The 26,086-nt window shown below is 52.1% G+C and carries 16 protein-coding genes; 2 read left to right on the forward strand and 14 right to left on the reverse strand.

The genetic code is table 11. From position 1 onward, the window contains the following. Positions 1 to 84: 84 nt before the first annotated feature. The 3 genes from K6T22_RS16735 to dcm all read right to left on the reverse strand — a co-directional run bounded on the left by K6T22_RS16735 (position 85) and on the right by dcm (position 4,573). The gene (locus K6T22_RS16735; RefSeq protein ID WP_238240487.1) at positions 85 to 2,643 is read right to left on the reverse strand and encodes a hypothetical protein; all 2,559 of its coding nucleotides are present in this window, start codon (positions 2,641 to 2,643) and stop codon (positions 85 to 87) included. Positions 2,644 to 2,701: 58 nt separating this feature from the next. Next, entirely contained in the window at positions 2,702 to 3,112 is a 411-nt protein-coding gene (locus K6T22_RS16740) for a very short patch repair endonuclease (RefSeq protein ID WP_238240489.1), read from the reverse strand. A gap of 192 nt (positions 3,113 to 3,304) precedes the next feature. Then, a complete protein-coding gene (gene dcm / locus K6T22_RS16745) occupies positions 3,305 to 4,573 on the reverse strand; it encodes a DNA (cytosine-5-)-methyltransferase (RefSeq protein ID WP_214858996.1) in 1,269 nt (422 codons plus the stop codon). Between the two features lie 190 nt (positions 4,574 to 4,763). Between dcm and K6T22_RS16750 the strand changes: the two genes are divergently transcribed. Further along, a complete protein-coding gene (locus tag K6T22_RS16750) occupies positions 4,764 to 5,537 on the forward strand; it encodes a coiled-coil domain-containing protein (protein ID WP_238240491.1) in 774 nt (257 codons plus the stop codon). Further along, the gene (locus tag K6T22_RS16755; protein WP_238240493.1) at positions 5,534 to 6,646 is read left to right on the forward strand and encodes an HNH endonuclease; all 1,113 of its coding nucleotides are present in this window, start codon (positions 5,534 to 5,536) and stop codon (positions 6,644 to 6,646) included. Before K6T22_RS16750 ends, K6T22_RS16755 begins: the two co-directional genes overlap by 4 nt. Before the next feature lie 122 nt (positions 6,647 to 6,768). On the opposite strand, the gene K6T22_RS16760 is transcribed toward K6T22_RS16755, so the two are convergent. The 11 genes from K6T22_RS16760 to K6T22_RS16810 all read right to left on the reverse strand — a co-directional run bounded on the left by K6T22_RS16760 (position 6,769) and on the right by K6T22_RS16810 (position 25,832). Further along, positions 6,769 to 10,131, reverse strand: coding sequence for a hypothetical protein (locus K6T22_RS16760; RefSeq protein ID WP_238240495.1), 3,363 nt, complete (start codon positions 10,129 to 10,131; stop codon positions 6,769 to 6,771). A 62-nt stretch (positions 10,132 to 10,193) separates the two neighbouring features. Beyond that, entirely contained in the window at positions 10,194 to 12,767 is a 2,574-nt protein-coding gene (locus tag K6T22_RS16765) for an SNF2-related protein (protein ID WP_238240508.1), read from the reverse strand. Beyond that, positions 12,751 to 13,965 (reverse strand): hypothetical protein, encoded by a 1,215-nt coding sequence (locus tag K6T22_RS16770; protein ID WP_238240510.1) that lies wholly within the window; start codon positions 13,963 to 13,965, stop codon positions 12,751 to 12,753. The genes K6T22_RS16765 and K6T22_RS16770 overlap by 17 nt, the downstream gene beginning before the upstream one ends. A gap of 188 nt (positions 13,966 to 14,153) precedes the next feature. Then, positions 14,154 to 14,945 (reverse strand): ribbon-helix-helix domain-containing protein, encoded by a 792-nt coding sequence (locus K6T22_RS16775; protein WP_238240511.1) that lies wholly within the window; start codon positions 14,943 to 14,945, stop codon positions 14,154 to 14,156. Continuing rightward, positions 14,942 to 15,718 (reverse strand): ParA family protein, encoded by a 777-nt coding sequence (locus tag K6T22_RS16780; protein WP_035412959.1) that lies wholly within the window; start codon positions 15,716 to 15,718, stop codon positions 14,942 to 14,944. The genes K6T22_RS16775 and K6T22_RS16780 overlap by 4 nt, the downstream gene beginning before the upstream one ends. After that, positions 15,715 to 16,398 carry a DUF3102 domain-containing protein gene (locus tag K6T22_RS16785; protein ID WP_214859003.1) on the reverse strand — a complete coding sequence of 228 codons (684 nt, stop codon included), beginning with the start codon at positions 16,396 to 16,398 and terminating at the stop codon, positions 15,715 to 15,717. The genes K6T22_RS16780 and K6T22_RS16785 overlap by 4 nt, the downstream gene beginning before the upstream one ends. After that, positions 16,395 to 17,174: a ParA family protein gene (locus tag K6T22_RS16790; protein ID WP_238240513.1), complete on the reverse strand. Its 780-nt coding sequence runs from the start codon at positions 17,172 to 17,174 to the stop codon at positions 16,395 to 16,397. The genes K6T22_RS16785 and K6T22_RS16790 overlap by 4 nt, the downstream gene beginning before the upstream one ends. A 626-nt stretch (positions 17,175 to 17,800) precedes the next feature. Continuing rightward, a complete protein-coding gene (locus tag K6T22_RS16795; protein ID WP_238240515.1) occupies positions 17,801 to 18,877 on the reverse strand; it encodes a hypothetical protein in 1,077 nt (358 codons plus the stop codon). A 1,587-nt stretch (positions 18,878 to 20,464) separates the two neighbouring features. Continuing rightward, a complete protein-coding gene (locus tag K6T22_RS16800) occupies positions 20,465 to 20,800 on the reverse strand; it encodes a hypothetical protein (RefSeq protein WP_238240516.1) in 336 nt (111 codons plus the stop codon). 82 nt (positions 20,801 to 20,882) lie between these two features. Then, positions 20,883 to 22,316 carry a hypothetical protein gene (locus tag K6T22_RS16805; RefSeq protein WP_035412947.1) on the reverse strand — a complete coding sequence of 478 codons (1,434 nt, stop codon included), beginning with the start codon at positions 22,314 to 22,316 and terminating at the stop codon, positions 20,883 to 20,885. Between the two features lie 1,524 nt (positions 22,317 to 23,840). Beyond that, positions 23,841 to 25,832: a hypothetical protein gene (locus K6T22_RS16810; protein WP_238240155.1), complete on the reverse strand. Its 1,992-nt coding sequence runs from the start codon at positions 25,830 to 25,832 to the stop codon at positions 23,841 to 23,843. Between the last annotated feature and the right edge of the window lie 254 nt (positions 25,833 to 26,086).

A 26,086-nucleotide genomic window follows, 5' to 3' on the forward strand; every position in this document is an offset into this window, starting at 1 on the left:
AACATGCGGTTCTCGATATCATCATAAGTTCAATGGTGATATCGATTGGCATGCACATCGGGAGTAAATGAAAATCAATAGTCGTTATTTGAAACTACGTTCATATAGTCGTTCAAAAAAAACATTCTTATCACTATGGAGACTGCCGGTCTCGATGATGTAGTGATATCCAGCTCCTTTTAACTTCTCGATTACTTTTCTGGTGTCCAACGAGACACCGTACTTCTCTTTTATCAGGCCAATTAGTTCAGAAACCTCGATTCCCTCTTCTACTTCATCTTTTAGGAAATCAGTAAGATTTTTCTTGTTTTTCGAACGGTAGAATATGTCTCCACTTCCTAGAGGGATGTAACCGACCCCTTCTGATTCACGGCATATACGCTCATAAAAAATATCATCGAAACCTAACTCCAATAACTCGTGTTGCATCTCACCGTGAATATTTTTCATGCTGTAGTATTGTCGATTCATGAAAAAGGAAACGACTTGATTTTGAAAGTCTAAAATATCCTCTTTGGAAAAACCAATTTTTTCAAGGACGGATAACTTCATGTATAAATTTTCTTCGATTCTTAATAGTTCATAGGATTTCTGGAGATCAGACAACACTTTTAAAAACGATTGGCTGTTCTGCAGGGGAGATTTATCGACCTTAAAATAGTCTTGTTTCAGAACTAATCTTCTAAAGTATCTTTCAGCTCTCCCTATTTTTTTGCGAAGCACGAAACTACCGCTCACCACATATCCTAAATCATTCAACACCAAATTATTTAGATATTTTTGTCGGAAATTGCTGATTTCATGATGACTCTTCTCAAGTTCAGCTATGGAGTAGATATCCTCTACCATCAGCGCTTTGATGAATGCTTTTTCTTCTACGTTCAACCGTGAGATTGTACACGTCAACCTTTTTTGTGAGTCGATGTGATCGGATAGTTCCGCTAGGATGAGGCTTCGAGACGATGCAGCATGCAAGCCATAATTATTTTCTAGGTATTGCGCGAACTCAACAACGGTTATGGGCTCCAACACACTTATGAGTTTAAGCATCCATTCGAACTTATCTGAAATGTTTATAGAAAAATCAGGCATACGTCTCATTTCGATTGAATCTATCGTCAAATGGTAACGAAGCAAATTATGTAGTTCGTAATAATTACGGATATCTAACGAATTGAAGTATGACTCATTCTTTTGGAATACGAGCTTCGTGCTATAGATACCATCATCAAGCTTGAATAAATCTTCGATGACAGGTTTTTCGTCCATGATGTGTGAAGATTGGAAATGACGAACCTTTCTCTTGTCAGATTGTATGCAGTAAGGCGCACGGGAAACTAAATTCTCAAAATTTCTAACGGAAAGTGCACACGCATGGATTTCCTCATTCCTGTCACGAAGTTCTACCTCAAGGAATTCTAGGTAACTGGCATGATGACTCTCTATATGCTTAATTTCTCTCCCGAACAGAATGAAGTATTTTTCCACTAGATTTTGCTTTGATAAAACCACCGGTCTCCCATTCGAATCCTCAACCAACGATTCGACATACAACAATCGCTTCTTCTGATCGGAAGTCAAGAAGTCGTATGTTTCTCGTCTCGCTCTCTCTCCTTTGAAACATTTTTCCTTTATGAAATAATAGATTCTCTCATCTTGCATTAAGATGTTTTTGAAAAAATTCAAATCCAACTTAAAGTTTTGAAAGAGATATGCATGATTCCCTACTCCACTGATGTGGGTTACAGGAATTTTCGAGAGTGCTTTATCTAATATCTGACTCACATATTGATGAGAAATTTTATGCTCTTCCGCAAGAACCCTTATACTACGACCACTTAGACGCGCTCTTAATATGTCTCGAGTACGCACGTTCTTTTGGCCTTCTATGAATTCATCAATACCTATGGTTCTTTTTTTAATCAAGCGACCATCTATATCTACCATGCCTTGGTGTTTCAGTCTGAATAGAGTTCTCATGGCTGAATCTTCATCGGCCTCAAGCATTTTTATCCATGAAGTGATGCTCTCTTCGTCTGACATTCGATCGAAAACAATAATCGCTTTTTCTTCAATCGATTCAGAAAAAGTATTGTTTGTTTGTATGCTCTCTTGATTCGTTTCGACAGTTAGATTAACGACTGTCTGTATGTTTTCTTGATTCGTCTCAACCATTAGATTTACGGTATGTCCTTTGATTCGATCGACATAACTATTATGAGCGGTCATGATTTTATGAAACAAAGCAAGCTTTTCTTTCCCGCCAGTCAGTGCTTTGAATTTTATATAATCCAAGCCTTCCAAATCACTAAAGCGTAAATCCGAAGGCAATAAAAAGTTCCTGACGATGGTATCGGTCAGACCATTTTCGATGAGAAGTAGGCGATAAAAGGACTCTTGGTTCTTCAAGAAGTCGAATTCCGCTTTGCTGATGTTGTTCAAGATATTCTGTATTTTATTATTGATGATTGAACTGACTCCATCGATTTTGCCGAAGTTTACGAATAAATCTTCAAGTGTCTTACCAGATTTCATGATTCGAATAATCGGATTCATGCCTATCTTTATACCTTTCGTTTCTCCTAAATCTATGAGGTTCAGGATTCGTAGATCCATTTTCACGTAGCTATCATTTTGATTCATGTTCTGTCGATTCGTCCTTTCGGAAAATTTAACCATACCTATAAATTATATACCAATATCAATCGCATGGATCATCCACGTCCACCTCTTCCTCGAGGTACGTCTCGAGTCTTGCCTCCTGGACGTCCGCCCCCGAACCGAGGAGTGCATGATACGTCTTATCGATTTCGTCAATTACCCGGTCGAAATCGTCGTTCACCTCATGCTCCCAGTAACGCAGTACGGTCCATCCTTGACAGAGATAGTGCTCCGTCTGCTCCTTGTCCCGCTCGCGGTTCCGCTTGATTTTGTTGCGCCAGAACTCGACGTTGCTCTTCGGCTCCTTATAATGTGCCGGACAGCCGTGCCAGAAGCACGAATCCAGGAACACGACGAGACGCTGTGCCGGGAAGGCGATGTCTGGCGTTCCGAGTAGTCGTCGATAGTTCTTACGGTATCTGAGTCCTCGATGCCATAGTGCATGTCGCACCTTGACCTCCATCTTCGTGTCCGTCCCCTTGACCTTGCTGAGGTTCTTGTTCTTGATTGCCATCATTTTTGCCTCCTCTAGTCATTCTCATACTCTGCTTTTCCCGTTCAGGGGTCCTCCGGAAACCAAAAAAGGCACCTCCATAGCGTATGGAGATGCCTCGGTATGTCCGTCCGGGTCACGTACGGCGCTTCAGTTGTTGTTGATGTAGAAGGATTCCTGTGCAGGCACCGGTACCGGGTGTCTGTCCTCGATCTGCTCGATGCGCCAACCCATCCGTTCGATGAGACCGACGACCAGTGCGTTCCCCATGCAGAAATAGCGCATCCGGTCACTCATCGTGCTCGTCCAGTTGTCCGGGAATCCGTTCAGGCGCTCGCACTCGAGCGGCGTCAGGAATCGCCGGCGGCCATCGACCTCGACCACGTGCGAGCTACGGTTCGTCGTCCCCTCGCTCGTCAGCATCGTACGACCCGGCTTGTCGAGGTCATCGATTTCCGACATGCCACCCTCGGCGTAGATGTACTTGTGGCCGTCCGCCGACGTCCGCTCGATTTTCTTCGCGCCACGCAAGAAGTTGAACTTCTCAATCGCGGAGTCCTTGAGATAGAACTTCTCAGGCACCGTCTCCTCCGGCTGCAGGATGTCCCGCAGCGGGGTCGGCTTCTCGAAGACCGGCTCCGTATGGATGGAGTGGAAGCGACCATCATGCATGTAGCCCGAGTTGTGGAAGTTCGCAGAGAACGTGTCGGAAATCTCGACGATGTCGTCCGGGAGCATCCCTTCGAGTCGGCGGTTCTTGATGACCTCCGGCTTGACCGGGAAGACCGGTGCGAAGAAGCCCTTCTCGAACAGGATGTCGTCCGCCGTATAGGACTCGAGTTCCTTGGAGAATCCGGAGTCGTCACGCGTCGCGAAGATGAACACGCGTCTACGACGTTGCGCCATTCCATATTCCGCGGCGTTGAGGACACGCCATTCGACCTTATATCCGAGGTCACGGAACGTCGCCAGCATGACCGCGAAGTCACGACCACGTTGTTTCGCCGGTGACTTCAGAAGACGATCGACGTTCTCGAGGAGGACATAGCGCGGTGCCGTCGCCTCGATGATGCGCTTGATTTCCCAGAAGAGGACACCCTTCTTGCCTTGTATCCCCTTCTCGCCCGACAGGCTGCGTGCGACCGAGTAGTCCTGACACGGGAACCCACCGACCACGATCTGTGCGTCCAGGTTACGGAATGCCTCGTCCGTCACGGTTGTGATGTCCTCGTTGGAGTGAATCCCTTCATCGAAGTTCGACGCATAGCACTCGAAGGCATCCTGTGCCTTGCGTGAGGGCTCCCACTGGTTCCCCCATACGACCTTGAAGAGGTCCTCGTTCGCCTTCTCGAGCCCGACGCGGAAGCCGCCGACCCCTGCGAATAGCTCGATTGTGTTGAGCCTTTTTCTTGTTTCCATAAATACGAACATCCTTTCGCTCTGTTTCAGTTTCTCAATTATATCAGATATCTTTAGGTTTGAACAGATCGAAATTTTCTCGATGCCAACTTCGTCCCCGCTGCCTCCCTCCCGGCTCGGCAGTCGCTTGGCAGCATGCTATAATCTAGGCATGAGCGTCAAAAATATCTATACATACGGAGAGATGTCCATGGAACCGCAGAACAATGATACGAACGAGATGAAGAACAAATCCTTCCGCCTGTCGGAAGAGGTGACGCGTCGGATCGGCGAGCTGGTCCGGGAGCGTCAGGTGACGACGAACCAACTGTTCGAGGAGTTCGTCACGTTGAGCGAGAACCGCTCGCACGATCCCTTGCTGACGGAGGAGGACGAACAGCTCTCCCTGTTGCTACGCCAAATCGGCAACCTGTTCGAGGAACGCTCCCTACGACTGAAGCGTCAGGCGACGGATCTCGCGGGCGTCAAGACACGGCACGAGGAGACCATCTCCCGGCTCGAGGACGAGGTGATCGAGGAACGAGCTCGGATCGTGGAGGAGGGACGTCTCGCCGGCGAACGGCTCGCTGAACGTGAACAGGAACTCGTCGCTTCCGCACAAGAGGCGGAGGCGGGACGGAAGAAGGCGGAGGAGGCCCTCGCACGTCTCGAGAAGGAGCATGCCGACACGGTGAAGACGTTGCGCAAGGAACTCTTCTCGCTCGAGGAGCGGCTCCGTCGCGGCGATGAGGAGAAGGAACGACTACAGCATCAGCTCCATAGCCTGACCGCCGTCGCGGACGACTACAAGGACCGTTCCCGTAACGCCGAACGCCTGGAGGAGGAGAATCGCGAGCTGATGATGAAGGTCCGGCTGCTCGAAAACGAGAAGGAGCGACAGGATGCCGCAATCGCCGAACGCATCGAGCTCGCCGTCCTGCGCGACCGCGAACGACGCGCCGATGAATCAGGGGACGGTCGATGAACCGTATCGTCCCGCAGGACCTCATACCAGGTAAGGTCTATCCGGCAGGGACGGATTCAACCTCCCACTTCGCGAACGAACCCTTGAGCCGTCTGTTCCGTTTCGGGGACGGACTCCGCGGACTCGGCAACCAAGGGGGCATCCGTCGTTCGATGGTCGAAGGACGGGATGGTGCCCCACGGGAGGAGGCGTTCACGGTCATCCTCGACACCGGAAAACAATCCGAATGGAGGAACGAATACGACCCCACCAGCGGCATTCTCGTCTATTATGGGGATAACCAGACCCCTGGCAAGGACTTCCGTGAAACGAAGCAACGTGGGAACGAGACCTTCCTGAAGTATTTTGACCGTGCGTATTCCGTTGAGGAGAGCCATCATGCTCCGTTCTTCTACTTCGAGCGTGTCGGTAACAACGATGTACGCTATGTCGGAATCGCCCTGCCTTATGTGGAGGGAATGACGCGTGGCGTGGCGCTCCGTCGTCAGCAATTCCATCATCAGGGTGCAGGCGCGTCATATGAGAACCTCGTCGCACGCTTCACCGTCCTCCCGCTCGCCGTCTCGGGCGAATGGCTCGTCGACTTGAAGACGGGAATCATCGGTGGTCCGAACGAGCCTGAAGCCTGGCGCGCGTTCCGCGACGATCGTTCCATCATATCATCGGATGACGATGCTTTGGACGACCCGGCAGTCGAAGATTTTTCCCGACCACCGCGCCTCCACGAAGGTGCGAGGACGACGATGTATCGCCTCTCCCAGTCGCGCTTCCGGGAGTCGCTCCTCAGACGCAGCTCTTGTTGTGAGCTATGCGGACTCGCGGTACGAGAGCTCCTCGTCGCGAGCCACATCCTTCCCTGGGCGCATTCGGATGACCGACAGAAGGATGATCCCGACAACGGACTCGTCCTCTGTGACATGCATGACGGCCTGTTCGATAAGGGGTTCATCTCGTTCGATGAGGAGGGGAGAATCCTCTTGACCTCAAGGCTCGACGCGAACAGTCGGCGCCTCGTCGGTATCCGGGAGGACATGACCATCCGGATGTGGCCAGGACGCGAGGTCTACATGCGACATCATCGTGCACGCTTCGAGGACCCACTCCGATGAATAACGACAATCATTTCGCCACCATGAGCGGATGCTGAGCGACATGCCATCATCTTCGACATCAATACGAAAAAACAAGAGAAGGACACTGCCCCATAACGGTGGCGATGTCCTTCTCTTGCTCATTTACCTACGATCAACGTCTTCTCGAGCGACTTGAAGTTGTTTCGTTCGACCTTCACGACGAGTTTCGTCTTCGCCGTCTGTCTCGGGATGGATAGCTTGAACTTCCCATCCTTCGCTACTAGGACCTTCTTCGAGATGCTCTTGCCATTCTTGAAGACTTGCACGGAGGAATTCCGTTCCGTCTTCCCCTCGACGAAGCGTGAGGAAGATGTCACGTTCTTGACCTCTAGATACTTTATCGTGCCTTTCACGGTACGCCGTTCATAAGGAGAATCGATGCCATCCTTCCCCTTCGCCTTGACGACTATCCGAGAGCCTATCGGCCAGGCCTTGCCACTTAGGCGGTAGTTACCGCGACTATCCGCTTTCACGAGATACTTCGTGGTATTGATTTTGATTTCCACGGTGAGTCCGGGCTCCGACTTCCCGGTAATCGTCTTCGAATTATCGAAGACCGGGTCCACGGTCGGCTTCTTCGGTACGTGCTTCAAGACCACCTTTTTCTCCGAACGGTTCCCGACCATATCCGTCACGCGTAGGAGCAGTTGTTCTCGTGTACCGAACGCTCTGTTCACGACGTACTCGAACTCACCGCCTGATGCGGTCCTCACATAGAAGATTCGCTTCGACTTCTGATATATTTCGACGGTCGCACCAGGTTCGCTCGTACCGTAGAGTCTCGTACCGATGTTCCAGTCATCTCGCCAATCGATTCCGACGTTCGTGCTCGGTGCGATGGTGTCCGATTGCTTCGCCTGGTACACCACTTTTGAGAGAGCATTCCTACGTGAGAGGTGTATCTTGAGCTCCGAATGATTCTTGAGAGGCTTGTCGAGATTGAACACGACCTTCTCGGCGAATCCTTGGGAGATTTTTTTACCTTCGTATTCGAGTGTGAGATATGGATCGACCCTCGAACCTTTGATGTTCGTTTTCAGGACGACCGACTTCCTATCCTTCATCAACTCCACCGAGTTGATTCCTAATACGGAAGATGCATCCTTTAGCGTGACCAGGTTATCGCCCTTGTCGAGTATCTCCATATCAACCTTTTCGGATGCCTTCAAGACATGAGTCTTGATGGAGAACCGTCCTGTTCCGTCAGCCCTCGCCGTGTATTCCCGACCTGAGATGCTCACCGTCACATTCGCCTGCGGTTCGGTCTTCCCTTCGATCGAATCTTCTCCTGCGTAAGGTGTGACTAACATATCGAGACTAGGTCTTACGGTATCGATGGGAATGATTTTCTTACGACTCTCGTTCCCGTTCGGGTCCGTGCTGACGAACTCGAAATATGCTACCCTACCGAAACTGGAATGGTGACTGTATACCACGTTATCCCAATATCGTCTCATGGCATCGACCGTCTCGGTCCCGCCGTCGTCGTAGACGATCGTGATTCTCATCGTATCACCCGGCATGAGACTTGCTCTGATTTGGTCATCTCGATCCTGGATTGGCTCCACGTTGATTGCTGGAGGTGTCGTATCCCGATAGGTCAGTTCCACGGTCCGACGCACTTTATTCTTCTCATCATCAATCACTAGCTTATATGGACGATGCGCTGGACTGACGTCCGGAAGCTTCACGGTGAAGTTACCTATCGCGTCACTATAAGTGGTCTCGACGTGTCCATCGTAATATATGGCAGAGACCTTGAGGTTCGGAGCCGTTCGTCCAACGATGCTATTGCTATCATCGTCCAAATCATCGATTCGCGGAGCATTAAGCTCCACATATTCTCCGGACACGGCATCGGATTTCACGTCATTATCATCCACTACTCGTAGAGTGAAACGGTCCCCGTCCAACCAATCTCCGACTCCAATCACATACTCGCCGGATTGATTACGATCGCGAAGCAGTGACTTACTGACATCGAAAGTTCCGTCGGCATGGACCTTTGATATCTCTACCCATTTGTCGATTAACTTGTCGTTACGGACCGAGATTTTCATCGTACCGTTTTCGAAGTAGTATGATGGCTTTTCGTTCGGGCGTAGATCGATGACCTCCGTCTTCCTGCTCCTACTAACTCCTCCATCATAACGAGCCGTCACGGTGACCGTACCGTCGAACTCGTTCGGCATCAAGACAGAATAGTGACCGTTCTCGTCGGAGGTGGTGTTCATCTGATAACTTCCCATCGCTCCAGTGAAGTCGATTCGGATGTCCATGAACCTCGGAGCAGTGCCCGTCACTCTCGTGGAATCAGAGGTCACCTTATCCAGGAATAAATCATGACTATCAAAGTTCTTTTCGTATAATCGATGTGTTTCTTCACCGAAGTATGTCTCATCCTTTTTTTGCACCACGAACGTTATACTTGGCTCGTTCATGTTCCGGGGGATGGAGATTGAAAATCTACCTCGATTGTCGACTTCACCTAATCTTTGCAAGCTCCCTTTGTTCTTGACGTATATGGTATGTCCCGGCGTCCCGCTCCCATTGATATATTCACCCTCCTGGATGATTTCGCTGTTGATGATGAGCGGATTATCGGAATTGATTTTCGGTCCAGTGACCGTCTGGGTGCTCTTGAATATTTCGGGCATCACATCTTCACCGACGCCATCCATTTTTATCCAATAAGTAGCCACGCCATTATCGAAGTACGTCCAGCGGCTTAATGCTTTAGAGAAATAACCCTCTTCGTCGCTACGGAACCATGTACCATCATCCCAAACCCCATCCTCCATCTGGTTACCTAGGAAAAACTGCATCGAGGGTAACGTATTACCCGTCATGATGACCTGATCATCTTCCACCTTACTGGAAATCGTGAACGGAATTTTCTCTGGATTCGCTATGTCAAGGTTGACCACTTCGCTTTTCCGTTCGGCGTTACGTACATAGGCTCTTACACTACTGCTGTCCAGATTTTTTATCCTGAGCAGTGAGCCGTCACTGTAAACAACATCGCCGACGAGCACTACGACCTCGAAGCCTTGCGGACTATAGAAGAGGGATTCGCCGCTCTTGTTCTTCCCTAAATACTTGGGAGGTTGGATTGATTCCGTCATTTGTTCTGCGGAGTAGCGGGCGATTCTTCCATAGGTGCCGTCCATCTGTTTTTCACGTATCCCGATGGTCTCTCGACCGATTTTCTGGTCGAATTTCATCTTGAACTTTCCGTCAGCATCCGACTTCGTCGCATACCATTTGTTGGCGAACAGAATCATCACATCGGTGTCCACTTCGGCGGTTCCTTCGATTTCTGAATCAATCGAAGTGAACGGCGTCAGTCCCACTTCCGCATGGACCGAGTTCTGAAGAATGAAGAACATCAAAGGCAGTACGAACATGAATGCATTGAATCGTAAAAGGTCTTTCACCCTTTTCAAGCTCACTTGAATCATCACCTCTTTGGTTTGATTGGTACTGCCAGATTGTTTCTAGACGGGTTTGAACGACTCGTTCGTCACTCGAAAAGTGCGATGATCTCCTCATAGTCGACCGTAGGATCAGGACGGAGCTCGCCGTTCTCGATCGCGTCGAGCATGCGTTGTTCCTTCATCTTGAGGCGGTCATAGATTTTCTCGTCGACCATCCCATGTTCCTCCGGTTGTCCTTGCATCATCATGTAGTGATAACGCGTGTATTGTCCCTGAGGTAGACCCAGTCGATGGATGCGGTCGCGCGATTGCAGCATGTGCGTCAGGTTGAACGAATATTCTAGGTAGACCGCATCATGACAGACGTGATGTAGCGATACCGACTCGGCGAGGGTATGCGGGTTCGTGACGATGACGTCGAGCTCGCCCGCCTGGAACGACTTGATGATGCGTTCGCGCTCCTCGAGCGGCGTACTCCCATAGATTGCCTCCGCCTTGATGCCCCGGGCGAGAAGCTCCGCCCGGAACTTGTCGATCGTATGGACGAACATGCACCAGACGACGGCCGTCTTGCCCTCATCATGCAGGTCGGAGACGAGCTCCACCCCGGCACGGAACTTCCGTGTCGTAGGGACGCGACGCAACAACTCGACCTCCGAGCGGTCGAGCGTGACGGGAGGCGTGTCCTCCTGTCCGGCGAAGGTGAGGCCGGACGCCTCCTCCTCTCCATACATCTCCTGGAAGTCGAGTGCCCGCAACAGGAGCTCCGGGCAGGTCGAGGCCTGCAGGAGGCGGATATACATGCTGAACGGGTTCCCCAGGTACTTGCGATGGACGAGGTCGATGATCGCCTGCTCGGCATCGTTCGCCTCCACGTGATACTGGATGTCCGGCTCTGCCTGCGGTACCTGGAGCTCGTGCTTCGTCGTCCGCCAGAAGAACGGCAGCATCTTAGCGTTGATCTCCTCGATCCGGGTCGAGGAAGGATTCTTCAGCTCGCTCGGCTTGAAGTTGAAGAAGCTCTTGTAGTCCTCCCCGTACAGGATGTTCAGGAAGTTATAGACGTCCTCGTAGGTGTTCGGTATCGGCGTACCGGTCAGTACGTACTTATAGGAAGTCAGCGTCGAGAGACGCTTCGCGATTTGGGCCCGTTTGCTCTTCATCCCCTTGATCTTATGGACCTCGTCGAAGACGAGCATCGTGCGTCCGTCGATGACGTCGCTGAGCACGCCCTCGAATCGTCCGAGCGACTCATAGTTGACGAGGACGAGGTCGAACGAATCCCCGCCGAGACGAAGCTGACGGATTGGCTCGTTCGAGTCATGGATGTTGAGAAGGCGCAGGTCCCGCTTCGTCCCGAAGTTCTCGACGTACTCGTCCTTCCAGGCGAGGAACGTGTTCTTCGGTCCAATCATGATGATCTTGTTCACGCGGTCGACCTCCGGGGAGGACAGATAGGCGAAGGCGCCGTATACCATCGAGGTCTTCCCGGCACCCGGCACGGAGAAGTTTGCCGCCCGGTGCATCTCCGCCATGTAGAAGGCGGACTGCATCTGCTTGTCGCGGAGTTCACGATGCAGCTCGCGGTCGACGATTGATGCGAAGTTCGCATACTTGTCCTCGATCCGGTCGTCCTGCGTCTTCAGCAGCATCGCGTAGTTCGAACGCTCCTCGATGAGATAGGTCTGTCGCTCGAGGTGTTCGGCCAGCGCGCGCGTCACCACGACGTCGAAGTCCCGTCGTCTGCCTAGCTTCTCGAAGAGTTCGATGACCTTTCGGATTTCGACGTACGTCAGGTCCTCGCGGAAGTGAGGATATCCTGCATCCGCGTAGTAGGGCTTCAGCTTCGTCTTGATGGTGAGCTCGTTCTCCTTCATCTTGCCTGGTGTCACGTTGTCGTGGATCACGAATCGCCCGTCATCGTCCACCGTGAGGATCATCGCGTCCTCCTGTAGCATCTCCTTGTCCAATATGATCGTCCCCTTGTCGTATGTCAGTATCTTCTTGATGATGAGTTCCTCGATGTGCTTGACGTAGATGTTCTCCTCCCGCATCCGGTCCGCCCAGAGCAGGTCGAACTCGCGACGCGCGCGAGGGATCTTCTCGACGTCGAACGGGGAGGAGAGCCATGTCGTCGTGATGTCGAAGGACTCGAAGTTGTTCTGGATGGCGGCGCTCGTCTCGTTGTTCGAGCCCGTGAAGTAGATGACGTTCCCGTATCCGTCCTCGACGAGACCGAACTTCGAGTGGAACAGCCCGGACGACTTGAAGCCGATCCGGATGTCGACGACGCCGGTCGCGATCAGATGGGCGAGGTTGCAGTAGTCCATCATCTCCTGACTATCGAGCCGTTCGTCGAGTCGTCCGAGCAGGTCGTCGACGGTCTGTTCCCGCAGGGCATAGCCTTGTCGTATCAGCCGAACGTCCTCCTCGCTCAGCTCCTCCGAGACGATGAGCCGCATCCGTCCACCGTTGCGGACCAATCCCTTGACGCCCTGACCGTAGGAGGCCAGCGCCTTCGAGCTGAAGTAGCCGCTGACCCGGTCATAGGCGACCGCCCGTCCGAGGACGGGCGTATAGAAGTCCTTGCCGATCTGATGCTCCGTCGTATAGTAGGACGGGCGCAGCACCAGGTCGCGGAAGTCAGAGTCGTGACTCATAGGCCCCGAGTTCCTTCCGGATCTGTTCGACGAGACGGGCGAACTCCTTCTTCGAGCCGGCATCCATCCGGGCGATCTGGTCCGCGTCGACGTTGTCGAGCGTCCGGATGACCGTGTTGAGCGAATCGATCGGCTTCATCTTGACGCGCGTCAACACCGTCTCGTCAACACGCTTGCTGACGATCGAGCTCGCCTCCTCGCGCACGTTCTTGAGGTTCTCGTTCAGCTTCTTGACCGTGTTCACGGTCACGCTCGCCTCTTCCTGATAGGCATCGTAGACGTCCTCGACGATGTCGTCGTATTCGTCGAGGAACTGATCCCGGTTGCCCGCCAGTATGATTTCCTTCCCGATGCGACGGATGTAGCGTGTCAGGTCGCCTTCCTTCGAGAGCGCCATCGCCGTGAAGAGGGCGTTCTTGACGCGTTCATGCTCCTCCTCGTCCTTCTCCTTGTTGAGGATGAACATGATCTCCTGGAGCGGTCCGTCGAGCTCCATGTCGCGTGCCACGTAGTACTTGCCCTCGGCGTTGATGAACGAGAGGAACTCGACCATGAGGTTCGCCTTCTTGAGCATCTTCTTGACGTCCCCTTCGGTCTTGTTCGTGTTCGTCGCATATTCCTTCACCGTGAAGTACTTGTTCTTCTCGATGTCGTTGTAGACCTCGACCAGGTTGTCGATGGCGTTGTAGTCGACCGGACGCTCCTCGCCGTGCTGCAGGTTGAGCTCGAGTCGCTTGATGTCGATCGCGGAGAGACCCTCCGACGGATCGAGGATGACCGCCTCGAAGAACGACGTCTTCCCTTCCCGCTTCAACTGACGGAGGCACGTATAACGTCGGTTCCCGTCGACGACCGTCCCGTCGTTGAGGACGACGCCCGGTAGACGCTGTCCGAAGAGGTCGATGTTCTGCTTCGTCTTGTTGAGCGCGGCGCTGTTCGACTCGACGATGAACTGCTCGACGAGGTCGTTGTACTCCTCCTTCGAGAGGTTCTGGATGTCCTTGCCTTCCGATTCGTAGCGGTTCATCGAGCTGATGATGCGTCCGTTCTGGCGGTTATATAAGAGGTGCTCGAGCGGGATGCGGTGTACCGGGTAGCTGCGTGTCTGGCCCTTGATTGTCAGTTTACGCGTTCCGTCCGTCAACGAGATGGTCTTACCGATTTCTTTTTGTAGGTCGATCTTATTATCGAAGTTCATAGCTTGTGATTCCTCCCAAATTTCATGTGCGTTAACCAGCTGGTGACGCGACTCCATAACTAAATTTTACGCATATATAGAAAATAAAGACAGTATGTTTTCGGAAATAGTTGTCAGAATTTCTAAACTGCCCCCCATGACAGACGGGCACGCCCATCCGAGGAGATGAGCGTGCCCGATTCATGGCTTCAACGACGTAGATATTGCTCGAGTGCGCGCCGGATGATGTCCTCCGGGCTGCTGCCGTCCTCTTTCGCCCGTTCCTGCAGGTTCTTCAACAACGGATCGTCATCCCCGAAGTCGATCCGCAGCTTGACCGGACGGCTGACGGACGGCTGTTCGATGACGCGACGTTCCTTGCGGTCGCTGAGCATCCGCTTGACCTCGCGGAGTTCCTCCCGCGTCATCTCGTAGACGGTCTTCTCGCCGTCCCCGACCTGGTATGTACGTCCCTCGAGCATGACAGCCCTCGGGTCCTCCGGCCAGGACAGCAGTTCCGCGAGCTTCGACGCCGTCAGCTCCTCCTCGACCGCGCGGACGAGCAGTTCCTCGCCGAACACGTTCCAGAACGAGACGAAGCGGCTCACCTGCGACTGCGACAGGCCGATGCGCCCGACGAACTCGAGCCATCCGCCCTCCTCCTGCCGGAAGCCGTCACGCGTCCCCTCATAGCGGAAGATGGCGTTGGCGTGCGCGAGCACGCGGCACTTCTCGACGAAGCTCGTCGCATGGATGGCATCGATGTGGTTGTAGTACTGGACCAGTCCGTCCATGTTCTCAGGTAGCTTCTTCGTCACGACACGGGACAACGAGGTCGCGGACAACGATTGATACGGGTTCGCGACGCTCGTCGTCGAGGAGAACTTCTTGACGGCGTCGACCTTCTCCCCTCGTGCGTCCGTGTTCGGGTTCGTCGCCTCAGGGAGCGCGCCGTTCGCCTGGAAGCTCGAGAACTTCGGTGCGTTCTTCTTACGACTCATAATGCGAGCACCTCCTCCGCGAGCTTCAGGTACGCGTCCGTCGCCGGACCCTTGTGGTCGATGACCGGACGGGACTCACGCTGGAGCGATTGTACCTTCACCATGTACGGGATTGTCGTCAACACGGGGATGCCGACCTCCCGTCCGAGGTCGACGAGTTCCTCGACCGTCGTCAGGTCCCCGCGCGAGCGCGTACCGACCATCGTCGGCACGAATGCCGCGATGTGGATGTCCTCCTTGTAGCGTCTGATTTCCTCGAGCTCCTCTGGTGCCGTGTAGACGGCGTCCATCGAGAACTTCTGCATCTGCACCGGCATCACGATGATGTCCTGTGCGACCAGGGCGCAGCGGGCATAGGGGTTCAAGGCGGACGTCGATCCCGGACAGTCGATGAGGCAGACGTCGAACAGTTCCTCGACGCGTGCGAGCTCCTCCCTCAGGCGGAACTCGTAACCCATCTGGCTCGTCAGGCCGGTCGGCGAGGCGGAGCGGCGCGTCGGTACGAGATGGACCGTCCCCGTCTCGTACTCGCAGTTGACGATGACCTGCTCGATCGGTGCATAGTACGGGTCATCCTCGTTGATCAGACAGTCGAGCAGCACCTTCCCTGGATAGTCCTCGGTCAGCCCGAGACCGTTCGAGGTCGACGCCTGGTCGTCCGCGTCGATCACGAGTACACGGAGCCCCTCCCTGGCGTAGGCATGCGCGAGGTTGATTGTCGTCGTCGACTTCCCGACCCCACCCTTACGGTTGTATAACGCGATTTTCTTCATCGTCTCTCTTCCCCTTCCGTCTCATCTGAGCCCTCCACGATGCCGTGGTCGAGCGATTCCTCTATCAATCGTGACAAATATTCGCTGATGCTGAGCCCTTGTGCGCTCGCGAGCGCATGGAGGCGTTCCGATGTGTCCGTCGGCACGCGTGCCGACAGGACCGTCGACGTCGTCTTCTTCTGACGGAAGGCGCTGACCTTCACGCCCGACGTGGCGGAACGGCTAGCCCGGAGTTCACGTACGGTCGCCTCCTCTATCGGTTTCCGCCCGCCTTCCACGGGCAGGCCGTTGAGCACCACGTCCTCCGGGTCCTCGACGTACATGAGCTCGAAGATTTTCGAGGCCGGCAGCTTCCCGAGCGACTCCTCGAACGGTTGGAGCGTGTCATAGGCCTTGACGTACCGCGAAGCGAGCGAGTTCGACATCTGGACCGTCTCGAGGAACCCTTGCCATTCCTTGCCATCGTGCATCTCCGACTTCGCTATCGAGAGACGCTTGCCGATCTCGAAGACCGATATCGTCTGGACGCGCGCGAGCTCCTTGATCTCGACCGCCAGGTTCTCGAGGTCCTTCGATACGGGGAGCTTCTGGACGACGGAGCCGATGTCCGTCAACCCGCTCCGATACGGATGTTGCTCCTGAGGCTTGATTTTATGGATTTGCTTGTTCCGGGCCTTCATGCGTCCTTCCCTCCTTCGACCATACGACGAGCGAGCTCCCTGAATGGTGCGGCGAGCTCTTGTCCTTCCTTCGACTTGTACTGCAGCACGCTCTTCCCGTTGTCGGCGGCCTTCTCGATGAAGGCTGCACGTCTGACGGACGGGAGCACGGTGAGCCCCTCCTCCTCCGCGAGCCGTCCCATGGCCTCCGCATATTCACGGTCACCCTTCAGTCCGACGTCGAGCGCGACCGGCATGATGCCCGTCAGTTCGAGCGAGCCGTTATAGAACTTCTTCACCTGTCGGATCGTCCGGATGGTACTGCCGAGTTGATCGAAGACCAGCTTCTTCGGCATGAAGGGGACGATGACATGGTCCGCACAGGAGAGGACGACCTTCGAGAGCTCATTGATCGACGGGACGGAGTCGAGGATGATCCAGTCGAACTCCTCCGCGAGCGGTGCGAGCAGGTCCTTCAATAGGAAGAGTTTGTCCTGTTCTGATATCAGGTTGATGAGTCGGGCGTTCCGTTCGTTCGAGGGGAGAAGGCTGATGTTGTGTTTCTCGTCGTCGAACAAAATCTCCTCGATGGCGAGTCCGCGCGCCTGGACGTCGAAGAGCGTCATGTATTTGATCGTATCGGACTCCTTCAGCATCAACTTGCTGAGGGAACCTTGTGGATCGAGGTCTACGAGTAAAGTGCGTTGACCGAGTTCGCCGAGTGCATGCCCCATGTTGAGGGAACAGGTCGTCTTCCCGGAACCTCCCTTTGATATGTAGAACGTCAGAATGTTCATCATCTCTCCCCTTTCTGTCTCCATCATCACATACGAGAGGATTGAAGACAATCATTTTTATCGTTCGGTGTCGATTTTTTATGATATCTATATGTATACACTAGTATTAAATTGTATACGTTTCGATGTCGAAATGTATACATGACGTTTCGTCTGTCTTCCTGAACTTCAATCACCAAAGAGGGATTCTCCTTCCAAGATGATGACATACGGGCTAACCAGATTATTTTCATTACAGACATTCTAGGAGATTGAAGGGATTAAAAAAGAATTAAAAAGAATTGGAAAACGTGAATCGATCATGGAGCCCGTGAGACCAACGTTCCTTGCCGAAATCAAAGTCCGATAAAGAGACATGATGATTTGGAGAAGTTCGCCTTCATCCGGATTATGCGCTCTGATTACTCGTTTTCGTTCGATACGAGTCGTTTCTCTGCATCCATTAGCTTTTTTTATGTCCTGTATATTTGTTTTTTTTCCTGAATGGTATGACACATTCGAAAAATCGCCTGGACGGACATCCTGGATGCGGAGACCCCCTTTTTCGAGGCCGATGACGCCGATATCAGAGGTGATTTGCCTCGTTTTCATCATTTTTTTCAGAAAAGGGCATGACAAATAGACCATCATGCGATGGCCAATTTTTCCGAGAGTCGTCTCAGACGCTCATTGAGATAGAGGACCGGGGACTGGAAGAAGAGACTATAGACGTCCGTCTCCTGCAGGCGTTCCCCGTAGCGGAGGAAGTCGTTCCGGATCGAACGTAAGACCTCGTCACAGGCCTCGAACCCATACGTGTCGCTGAGCGACTTGAGGGAGGACTGAGGCACCTCGAGCAGGTCGAAGTCGACGAAATCACGAGCCACCTCACGAAGGTCGAACCAACCGATGAGCGTGCTCGCGCGTTCCGCCTCGCGGATGCGTCTGCTGTCGACCTTCTCCCCGATCTTCATCTGGAACATGAGCGGACGTGTGACGGTATGTATGCGTCGCTTGAGCGAGATGTTGTCCTTGACGGCCGACAAGAAGTCCTTCGTGTCCTCGACGAGTTGCACGTCGAAGAGGCGTGAGAGCTGGTCGAGCATGCCCTTCACCGCAAGACGATGGCCACAATAGCGAGGGAGGAAGCCCTTCACCTCATCATAGGTGAGGATGGCCTTCTCCTGGGACTGGACATGGATGTCCCGTTCCACCTGTACGAGGGCACGCAATGCCACGCGCAGGATGTTGACGTGGTCGATCTCCATGAGATGACGAATCATCCCACACCAGATGGAGGTATATCCCGTCTTCGAAGCGAAGCTGCCGGATTCTTCCGTGAGGTCACGATAGTTGGAGAGGTAGTCGACGAGCTCGATCGATAGGACGCCGGTGAAATGGAAGTCATACCGGATGAGTCCTGCCTCCTCGAACAGACGGAGGTTGTCGTGCAACGAACGGACGGAGGTCCGGGCATGGTCCGCGAGAGTCTCGCTCTCGACGAGGGACAACATGCCCTTGTCGTCACAATGCGAGAGAAGCGTGAGAAGATGACGGATCCGCGACTTCGTCCATTTCAGGGCGAGGAACGGTCCCGGGATGTTATAGTGATGCTGTTCATACATGAAGCCTTCTTCTCGTTTCGTCCAACGCGTCAGACCGCTCATGGCAATCAACACCTTGTTCGCGACCAATACGTGTCTGTTCTGCTGATTCATCGACATTGCCTACACCTCCCCTACTCTGGACTATTAAGCCTAGTATCCTGTCCTTGAGGAGAACTGTCAAAACGCGTCTCCGGTACGGTGAAAGACGACCAACACGTCAGGAACGTTGATATGAAGCCGTTTCCATGAGTCAAAAAGATGTCATTTCGGTACGGTCGATTACGACCAAAACCGAAGGAATCCCCACATGAAGCCATCCACGGCTCCTCTTCGCCAGTATTTTTAAGGCATTCTGACTGATGGATGTCGCTCCGGTACGGTAAAAGGCGACCAGAACAAGAAAAGTGTCGTTCCAGTACGGCGCTGGACGACCAGAACAAGAAAAAGTGTCGTTCTGGTACGGTGAAAGACGACAATTCTTGCTGTTGGAGGTTCTAAAAAAAAATTGAAAAATCTCAGAAAATCTTTGGAATGTCGTTCTAGTACGGGGATTCACGACCATTCTTTCAAAAATGTCGTTCCGGTACGGTGACAAGCGACCAAAACATGAAAGATGTCATTTCGGTACGGTCAAAAACGACAAAAGTCATCCGAAATCGATGAATGTGTGTCGTTCTGGTACGGTAATGGACGACCATAATCAAAAATTGGTCGTTTTACGACATAATTCGACATATGCATTGATTCCAATCTGATGGACCTCTCATCAGGACTACAATGCGTAATCAGACTAAAATTCTAAATAATGAGAACTTATGTTCTTACTTTTTTTGTCTTGATGATCATCCTAAAACTAACGATCAAGATTGTCTGTCGGAACCGGTAAGTAGAGTACGGTACGTGACGACCAAAAAGTCTATTCCCCTCCTATGGATTCTTTTCGTCTGTGAATACGACCGAAATAAGCCTCATGTCGACGAGTCCTTCAGTCTGACGAATCACCATCAAAACTGACGGAGGTTCTTCATGAAGGAAATCATCAGTTCGAATGCCATACGGATGGGAATCAGTCAATAACATGACATCTAAGGTGGAGAAGATGTTCAATCTAAGCTTAGGCGTCGCGTTCTTATTGGTATCAACATTGTTCTTACTCTCCTGCGTCACCTTTCACCTCGCCTTGGTGATTGAATCGGGAAAACTATCATTGGGTCTAGAAGAAATGAGGAAATCAGAAAAGAAGCATGCGGAACCTCCAGCCATATGGACAACCTTATCAGACTGAAATGGCTGAGTACTGAGATGGATGGGGACGAGAAGGATGGAGTACGAGACGAAATTCAATCAGGTAGTGATCGACGAAGAGCGTGGACGTGAGGAACGGATGAATGAAGAGATTGAAGACATATTCGAAAGTTCGAGGAAAACAGATATCTAGGCAGTACATAAGAATCAAGTAGTGATGCGGACATAAAACGATAAGATGTTTGGAGATGGAAGAAGAGCGTACGGAGGAAGAAATCCGTACGCTCTTCTATTAAAAAATAAGACAATACCCTCATTATAGAGACAATAAAGAAAGAACTAAAGAGAGAACACGTCATCCTTTTGTAGAGAAAGAATGACGACTAGGATACATCATGTAGACGCTCGTCCCCTCGTGGACGGGTTCATGATTAGCGTTTCTAAGAATGAACCCTCATCTCAGAGCGAGGAGAAGTCGAAGAGAAGAGTATACCCGAATGTATTGAGAGGGTCTTCTTCTCCTGTACGGGGAACGCGCGTGACGGAAATCCCCTTCAAGCGGAAGTATCGGATGAGTGATTCACCGAAGCTCTCATGTAATAGAGGGAACTCTTCATCGAAATCTACTGTCGTGGAGTGGATATCTCTTTCCTTTAGTCGTCTGAAGCGGAAGGTGAGTCGGTTAATGACTTGTAGTGCTGCACGGTTTTCCTGCAGTCCTTCGATCATCTGTATATCTTCTTCCGAGAGTCTCTCCTTATACGGAAGAGGAGTCAGGTGTTCTGGATTGATCATGTGGGCATGCCTCCTTGAAAGATGAAGTTTTTGTTGCCCCAGAGGAGCAAACATCGTTAGCAGTCGAGCTAGGAAGAGTCACTCAAAGCAAGAGCACGTTGCTCCGATCGTCGAGTTCCCATCTCTCGAGCGGATGGAAGTAGAGGAAATAGTAATCCCCTGAACGATGCCAGTCCTGGATGATGAAGTCGAGCTCCTTGATCCGATCGAGGTTCGTCTCGAGCTCCTTCAGGTTCTCGGCCTTCCGACTCTTGTTGAAGCGGATGGAATGGGTGAACTGTCGCCAGTGTCGCTTCGCCGGCATCTCCTCCTTGAGCTGGAACGAGGAGAGACGTTCCTTCTGCAGGACGAACGACAGATGATAGGCGAACGTCCCCTTCAGTCGTTCGATTTGTTCCCCGTAGATGCTGATGATCTGTTGCTTGAGCAGGTCGTCATAGACCTCCTCCGAGACGGTCACGGTGATCTGTGTGTCCCGCTGTATGGCGGACGCCCCACTTATCTTGACGGAGGAGAACAGACCGAAGATGGAAAGGTCGCCCTCCTCGTTACGGACCGCAACCCGATAGTATCCCAGCTTGACGAGACGCTGCGTCGTAAGGGCATAGCTCTTCCCGCTATCGTTGCCATAAATCTTCTTGACGAGCTTCGAGATCGGGAACACGATCTTCCGGTTCGTCTGGAACGAGATATCGCGATAGGATAGTATCTCGTTGAATGCCTCGAAATCGCGCGAATCAAGGTCAGGTACCTTCCCGTCGAGTTCTGCCAGGAATTCATTGCTGACGAGGACGGATAGATTGTTCGGTACGCCCTGCTTGTATTTCGGTACGACGGCAGAATAGTCGTGTAGGTCGAGCGAGAGGTCCATCAAGGTCCCCTCCCCTTGGTTGAACTTCTCCGTCGTGTTCTTCATGCGATCGGCCAGACCGAAGAACGGGACGGTGATCGAGGTGGATGTCGCGACGTGCGCCTTCGGTTGCACTCGCTTCAGTCCCTTCGCGACCTCACCGATGACCATCAGGACGTCGGTCCGCATGGTGCTCGTCCGTTGGTTCTTCGTCTTCTGCCCCCAATGTGGATACGTATGGATGAGGAGGTTGTTGTTCTCGGCCCATTCCTCGAGTTCGCGAATATGTTCTTTCATGAGGTCCTCGACACTGTCGGCAGAGAACTTTCGTTGGAAGCCTTCCTTGCCTGAAATGTCCCAGAACTCGAGATACATCTTATGCAATCCCCTAAGCTCTTTCATCGGCCCCTTATTCTCGACATAGTTTCGGATGGCGGATCTGACCCATCTTCTCTTCAGTTTCTTGAACGAGTAGTAGCGGAGCTTCGTATAGACGTCCTCCTCGTTCTGGAACTCATAACATTCTTCATAGAGCTGATTGACGTAAGCCTCGACGTCGACGATGTCGATCGAGGCGAGTTGTTCGGTGACGTCGTTCTCAAGCAACGTCTTGGCCGCCTGAGAAACGACGAGCTGTCGGTGTTGGACGGATGAAGAACTGTCCATGGTACATCGCCCCCTTTTTTCGATACATCTAGCATATCATGTCATGCGATGTACGGGGAAACGTGACAAAAAGTATGCGCCGGCGCATACTTTTTGGTGGAAGAACTCGTCGAGGGATCAGGACTACCGCCGTCTTGTAGTCGACATTTCATTTTAGGAACGCCGGAATCGTTGATAAGACATGACCATAGGAATCGAGAATCGTGGATCCGGACGCACGTTCATCATCCCCAGATGCAAACAGTATGTGACGTGTATCGATGATTACTATATCAGGATCGCGGTCTGTTGGATTGTGGTTCGTATTTAGAACACTAGAATACGCAGGTGTCCATCAATCATCTTGAGTCGATGAGTGGTGATGATGCGATTACTGATTACTATAGAAATGATTGTTTGTCTGCTCTTCCGAAAAAAGTATGCGCCGGCGCATACTTTTTTGTGGTCAGAACGACGAAACAGATGGAAGAAATCATCAGTAATGTAGAGACATCGAAATACATAAGTCGATGGGTTTAATAAGTAAGAAAATAGACAGCTTGATCGACGCCATGAATGAATGTCGGAAAGAATTAAGACTGAAGAACGACTTCATCAAAATGGATAGGCTCCCGCATGACGAGGACGGGAAAAAGTATGCGCCGGCGCATACTTTTTTACAAGATCCTTCCGTATTTCTTCATATAAGACAAGTGGGCATGTATCATACCTGACCTAGATAATCATCCATCTACGAATGATGTTTGCGTCCCCCCGGAGAATCAGAGGAGGGGCTAGTCCAGCCACTGGTGGTCATGTCGTAGAACAAAGAAACTCCGAATAGGAATCATGAATTGATTCAGACAGGAATGGATGCATGGATGAGGAGATTTAGCGACTAGTAGAAAAAGTATGCGCCGGCGCATACTTTTTCTTATTTCACGTACCATATTCATAATGAATATTCAATTAGTCACGGGGGATTGCTCATACCTATACCAAAGGCAGAAACATGTCTTCAAACCTCTAAACGGATAGGGGGAGGCAAAGGAGGCAACAATCAATTCTGGAACTTAGTCAGATTGACAAGGCGAAGGATGTCACAGGAACGATGAAATTGAATCGAAGGATAAGGATGAGTGATCATGCCAAACGATGTTTCACGTGAAACAAGATGATGCACATCTTCGAGAGTCCTCGATTCGTCAGAAGCCGGGATGATGTGAGGAGGGATCTGGTAAATGGATGGGCTCATGAATCAAAATGGTCGATGGTATGGCGTCAGAGGGTGGCATGTGAGAAGTACTAATACATATGGATTTCATACGAGACATTCTATGCTGAGTAAAAAGTATGCGCCGGCGCATACTTTTCGTCCATTCGCCCTGCTGAAAAGAATACTATCTTTATGACCTCGACATATCTATACGTCGCTTCATTCTTATGGTCTGGAATGGAACGGGAGAGAGCATTCAGGAACGTACATGTGAAAGTAAAAAAGATGAGGATGAAAAAAAGTATGCGCCGGCGCATACTTTTTTACGTTCAATCCCCGTATACATGTCGGAGGAAGGAATCCTTGTCTGAGAATAGTCGTGCCAGTTCGTCCGAGACGTAAATCCCAGTGTCCTTGAGGATCCGAAGCACTTGCTCCTCTACAGGTAGAAAACCATAGCGCTCCTCCAGGCGATGGAGGTAGTCATCGATTGGTTCTCCATCCTCGACATGAGAGGACAAAAAGCCCTCGGCCGAATGACGGATCCGTCTTCGGTTCCGATAGTAGACGGTGCCTCCAGGAATGTACAACGTACGCAGCAAGGGACTCCTGCGCAACACGCTCTCGAAGAAGGTGGAATCAAAACCTAGTCCGTAGATCGCATGACCTCGCCCCAGGCCTGCTGCCATAGAGGAGCTGATGAACTCCTCATGAGGTAACCTCTCGAGAAGCCAGGAGACGTATCCCTCAAGTTCGGAAGAGGACAGACCGGAACCGAACAATCTGGACACACGGAGAAAGACGTCAGGCTCCACCTCTACGTACGAGACATCATCGAGGAGTAGGGAACGAAGATGGTGTTCCCAGTGCGCCCGTCGATGACCGCTCGTCGTGGCCGCCTCATCGGCCAAAACGCGGACGGATATGAACTCTGGATGAAGTCCGATCAATCCCTCGATGAACTCACGTCTCGTCCTCATCCGTACGGCGATCTCTTCCCGAGAAAGGACGTGAAGTTCGTCGGAGGAGTGCTTCCGTCCGAGCATGTGCCTCAGCTCCATCGGTGAATGGATGTCGAGTGAGCGTATCTCAGGGGACAATAGATCGTAGATGACCCGGGGCGTGAAGACACCACGTAATCCATCCAACTTGTCTGACAGTAGGCCGGATAGAACGTCTTCATCATAGGGAATCCTCAGACGCCGGACGTATCCCTCGGCACGAAGAAGGTGAGGAGAGACCCGTACGGCATCCTTCACCCGGTCCTTCGTGATTCCCAGGGTGTCCATGTGTCCATGTGGGTTGACGACGGTCGACATCCGCTTCGCGTCCCTCGCGATGACCGCTTCATCGATGGGGGAGTGACTATCCTCCGTCAAGGAGAGCAGGATGTTCTCGACATCGTAGTGTCGGACCGTTCCCGTGGCGGGGCAGACATAGGCATCCCGCATGCGAAGGAAACGGGACAGTTGCCCGGCATCGAGGCCGGCGACGAAATCCTTGGAGCGCGTCTCCTGCACCCCACGTCCATGGAGGAGCTCGAGGTAACGGTCGATGCGGTCAGGGACCTCGAAGACGGTCTGGAACATGACGGGGTCCAGCGCATATGTCGCGAACACCTCTCCGAAGAGGTGGTTCTCTAAAATCTTCTCGTTCGGCCATTCCCGTACAAGTGCGCGTAAGACATCGAGGGAGATCGTACCCGATTGTCCTCCTCCGACCAAATATCGACTCAGGACGTCGTCGCCATCGTGCCGTTGGATGACGGAATCGAGAGGATATAGCTCGTCATCCCTCCCTTCGCCCGGGAAGGGGATGACGTTGAGCCCGTCCCGTCCATCATCCATCGAGGAAGCCCGATTCTCATCGAACAGACCGAACTCCTGGATGGCACCGATGATGTTCCGGTAGAGGGTGGACGTCCCCTCGCCACGTGTCCGTTCACGGAACTCGAGGAACGACATCGAGGAGAAGTCGACGAGCATGAATCCTCGTCTCCGGAGCAACGATTCGATCACGGCATACGGGATGGGATGCATCTGGGATATCGTCAGGTGATAGAGGTTCGCCCTGCGGCATAGCTCGCGGCACGTCTCCGCGCCGAGGTCGTCGACCATCCGGAAGAGGACCTTGGATTTCTCGGGGGACACGGGGATGTGGCTCCGGATGACCGGGTCCAATATGTCATCGAGCCTGACGCCGATCTCGCTCAGGGAACGGAGTACCGTATAGCCGCTGATGCCCATCGATTCCATCTCACGATGCATCAATCCGAGTAGTTCGTACTCGCTCCATCTCTCATGGTGTCCTATGGTGTTCATGTGCAACCTCCTTCTCATAAAGAAGTACCTAAAGACGAATCATCCTATACTTCGATTATAGAATGTGGACGAAAGGACGACCATATGAATTCGAATATGATGACAGGATTTTCTAGACACCAACGTTACTTTTCTCATATAAAGTCATATAATGGATGTATGAGAAAGAGTAGGGAGGGGGGATTCCCTCCATCGATGAAAGGATGTAATCAGGAATGAACCAGAACAAGAACGACCTGCTGTTCCACGAACTC

The sequence above is a fragment of the Exiguobacterium acetylicum genome, from assembly GCF_022170825.1.
Lineage (GTDB): Bacteria > Bacillota > Bacilli > Exiguobacteriales > Exiguobacteriaceae > Exiguobacterium_A > Exiguobacterium_A acetylicum_B.

Excerpts from the sequence above, each read along its gene's own strand:
- K6T22_RS16800 (WP_238240516.1), bottom strand. The coding sequence starts at position 20,800 with ATGATCAATCCAGAACACCTGACTCCTCTTCCGTATAAGGAGAGACTC.
- K6T22_RS16775 (WP_238240511.1), bottom strand. The coding sequence starts at position 14,945 with ATGAGTCGTAAGAAGAACGCACCGAAGTTCTCGAGCTTCCAGGCGAAC.
- K6T22_RS16785 (WP_214859003.1), bottom strand. The coding sequence starts at position 16,398 with ATGAAGGCCCGGAACAAGCAAATCCATAAAATCAAGCCTCAGGAGCAA.
- K6T22_RS16760 (WP_238240495.1), bottom strand. The coding sequence starts at position 10,131 with ATGATTCAAGTGAGCTTGAAAAGGGTGAAAGACCTTTTACGATTCAAT.
- K6T22_RS16765 (WP_238240508.1), bottom strand. The coding sequence starts at position 12,767 with ATGAGTCACGACTCTGACTTCCGCGACCTGGTGCTGCGCCCGTCCTAC.
- K6T22_RS16805 (WP_035412947.1), bottom strand. The coding sequence starts at position 22,316 with ATGGACAGTTCTTCATCCGTCCAACACCGACAGCTCGTCGTTTCTCAG.
- K6T22_RS16795 (WP_238240515.1), bottom strand. The coding sequence starts at position 18,877 with ATGTCGATGAATCAGCAGAACAGACACGTATTGGTCGCGAACAAGGTG.
- dcm (WP_214858996.1), bottom strand. The coding sequence starts at position 4,573 with ATGGAAACAAGAAAAAGGCTCAACACAATCGAGCTATTCGCAGGGGTC.
- K6T22_RS16810 (WP_238240155.1), bottom strand. The coding sequence starts at position 25,832 with ATGAACACCATAGGACACCATGAGAGATGGAGCGAGTACGAACTACTC.
- K6T22_RS16735 (WP_238240487.1), bottom strand. The coding sequence starts at position 2,643 with ATGAATCAAAATGATAGCTACGTGAAAATGGATCTACGAATCCTGAAC.
- K6T22_RS16770 (WP_238240510.1), bottom strand. The coding sequence starts at position 13,965 with ATGAACTTCGATAATAAGATCGACCTACAAAAAGAAATCGGTAAGACC.
- K6T22_RS16750 (WP_238240491.1), top strand. The coding sequence starts at position 4,764 with ATGGAACCGCAGAACAATGATACGAACGAGATGAAGAACAAATCCTTC.
- K6T22_RS16755 (WP_238240493.1), top strand. The coding sequence starts at position 5,534 with ATGAACCGTATCGTCCCGCAGGACCTCATACCAGGTAAGGTCTATCCG.
- K6T22_RS16790 (WP_238240513.1), bottom strand. The coding sequence starts at position 17,174 with ATGAACATTCTGACGTTCTACATATCAAAGGGAGGTTCCGGGAAGACG.
- K6T22_RS16780 (WP_035412959.1), bottom strand. The coding sequence starts at position 15,718 with ATGAAGAAAATCGCGTTATACAACCGTAAGGGTGGGGTCGGGAAGTCG.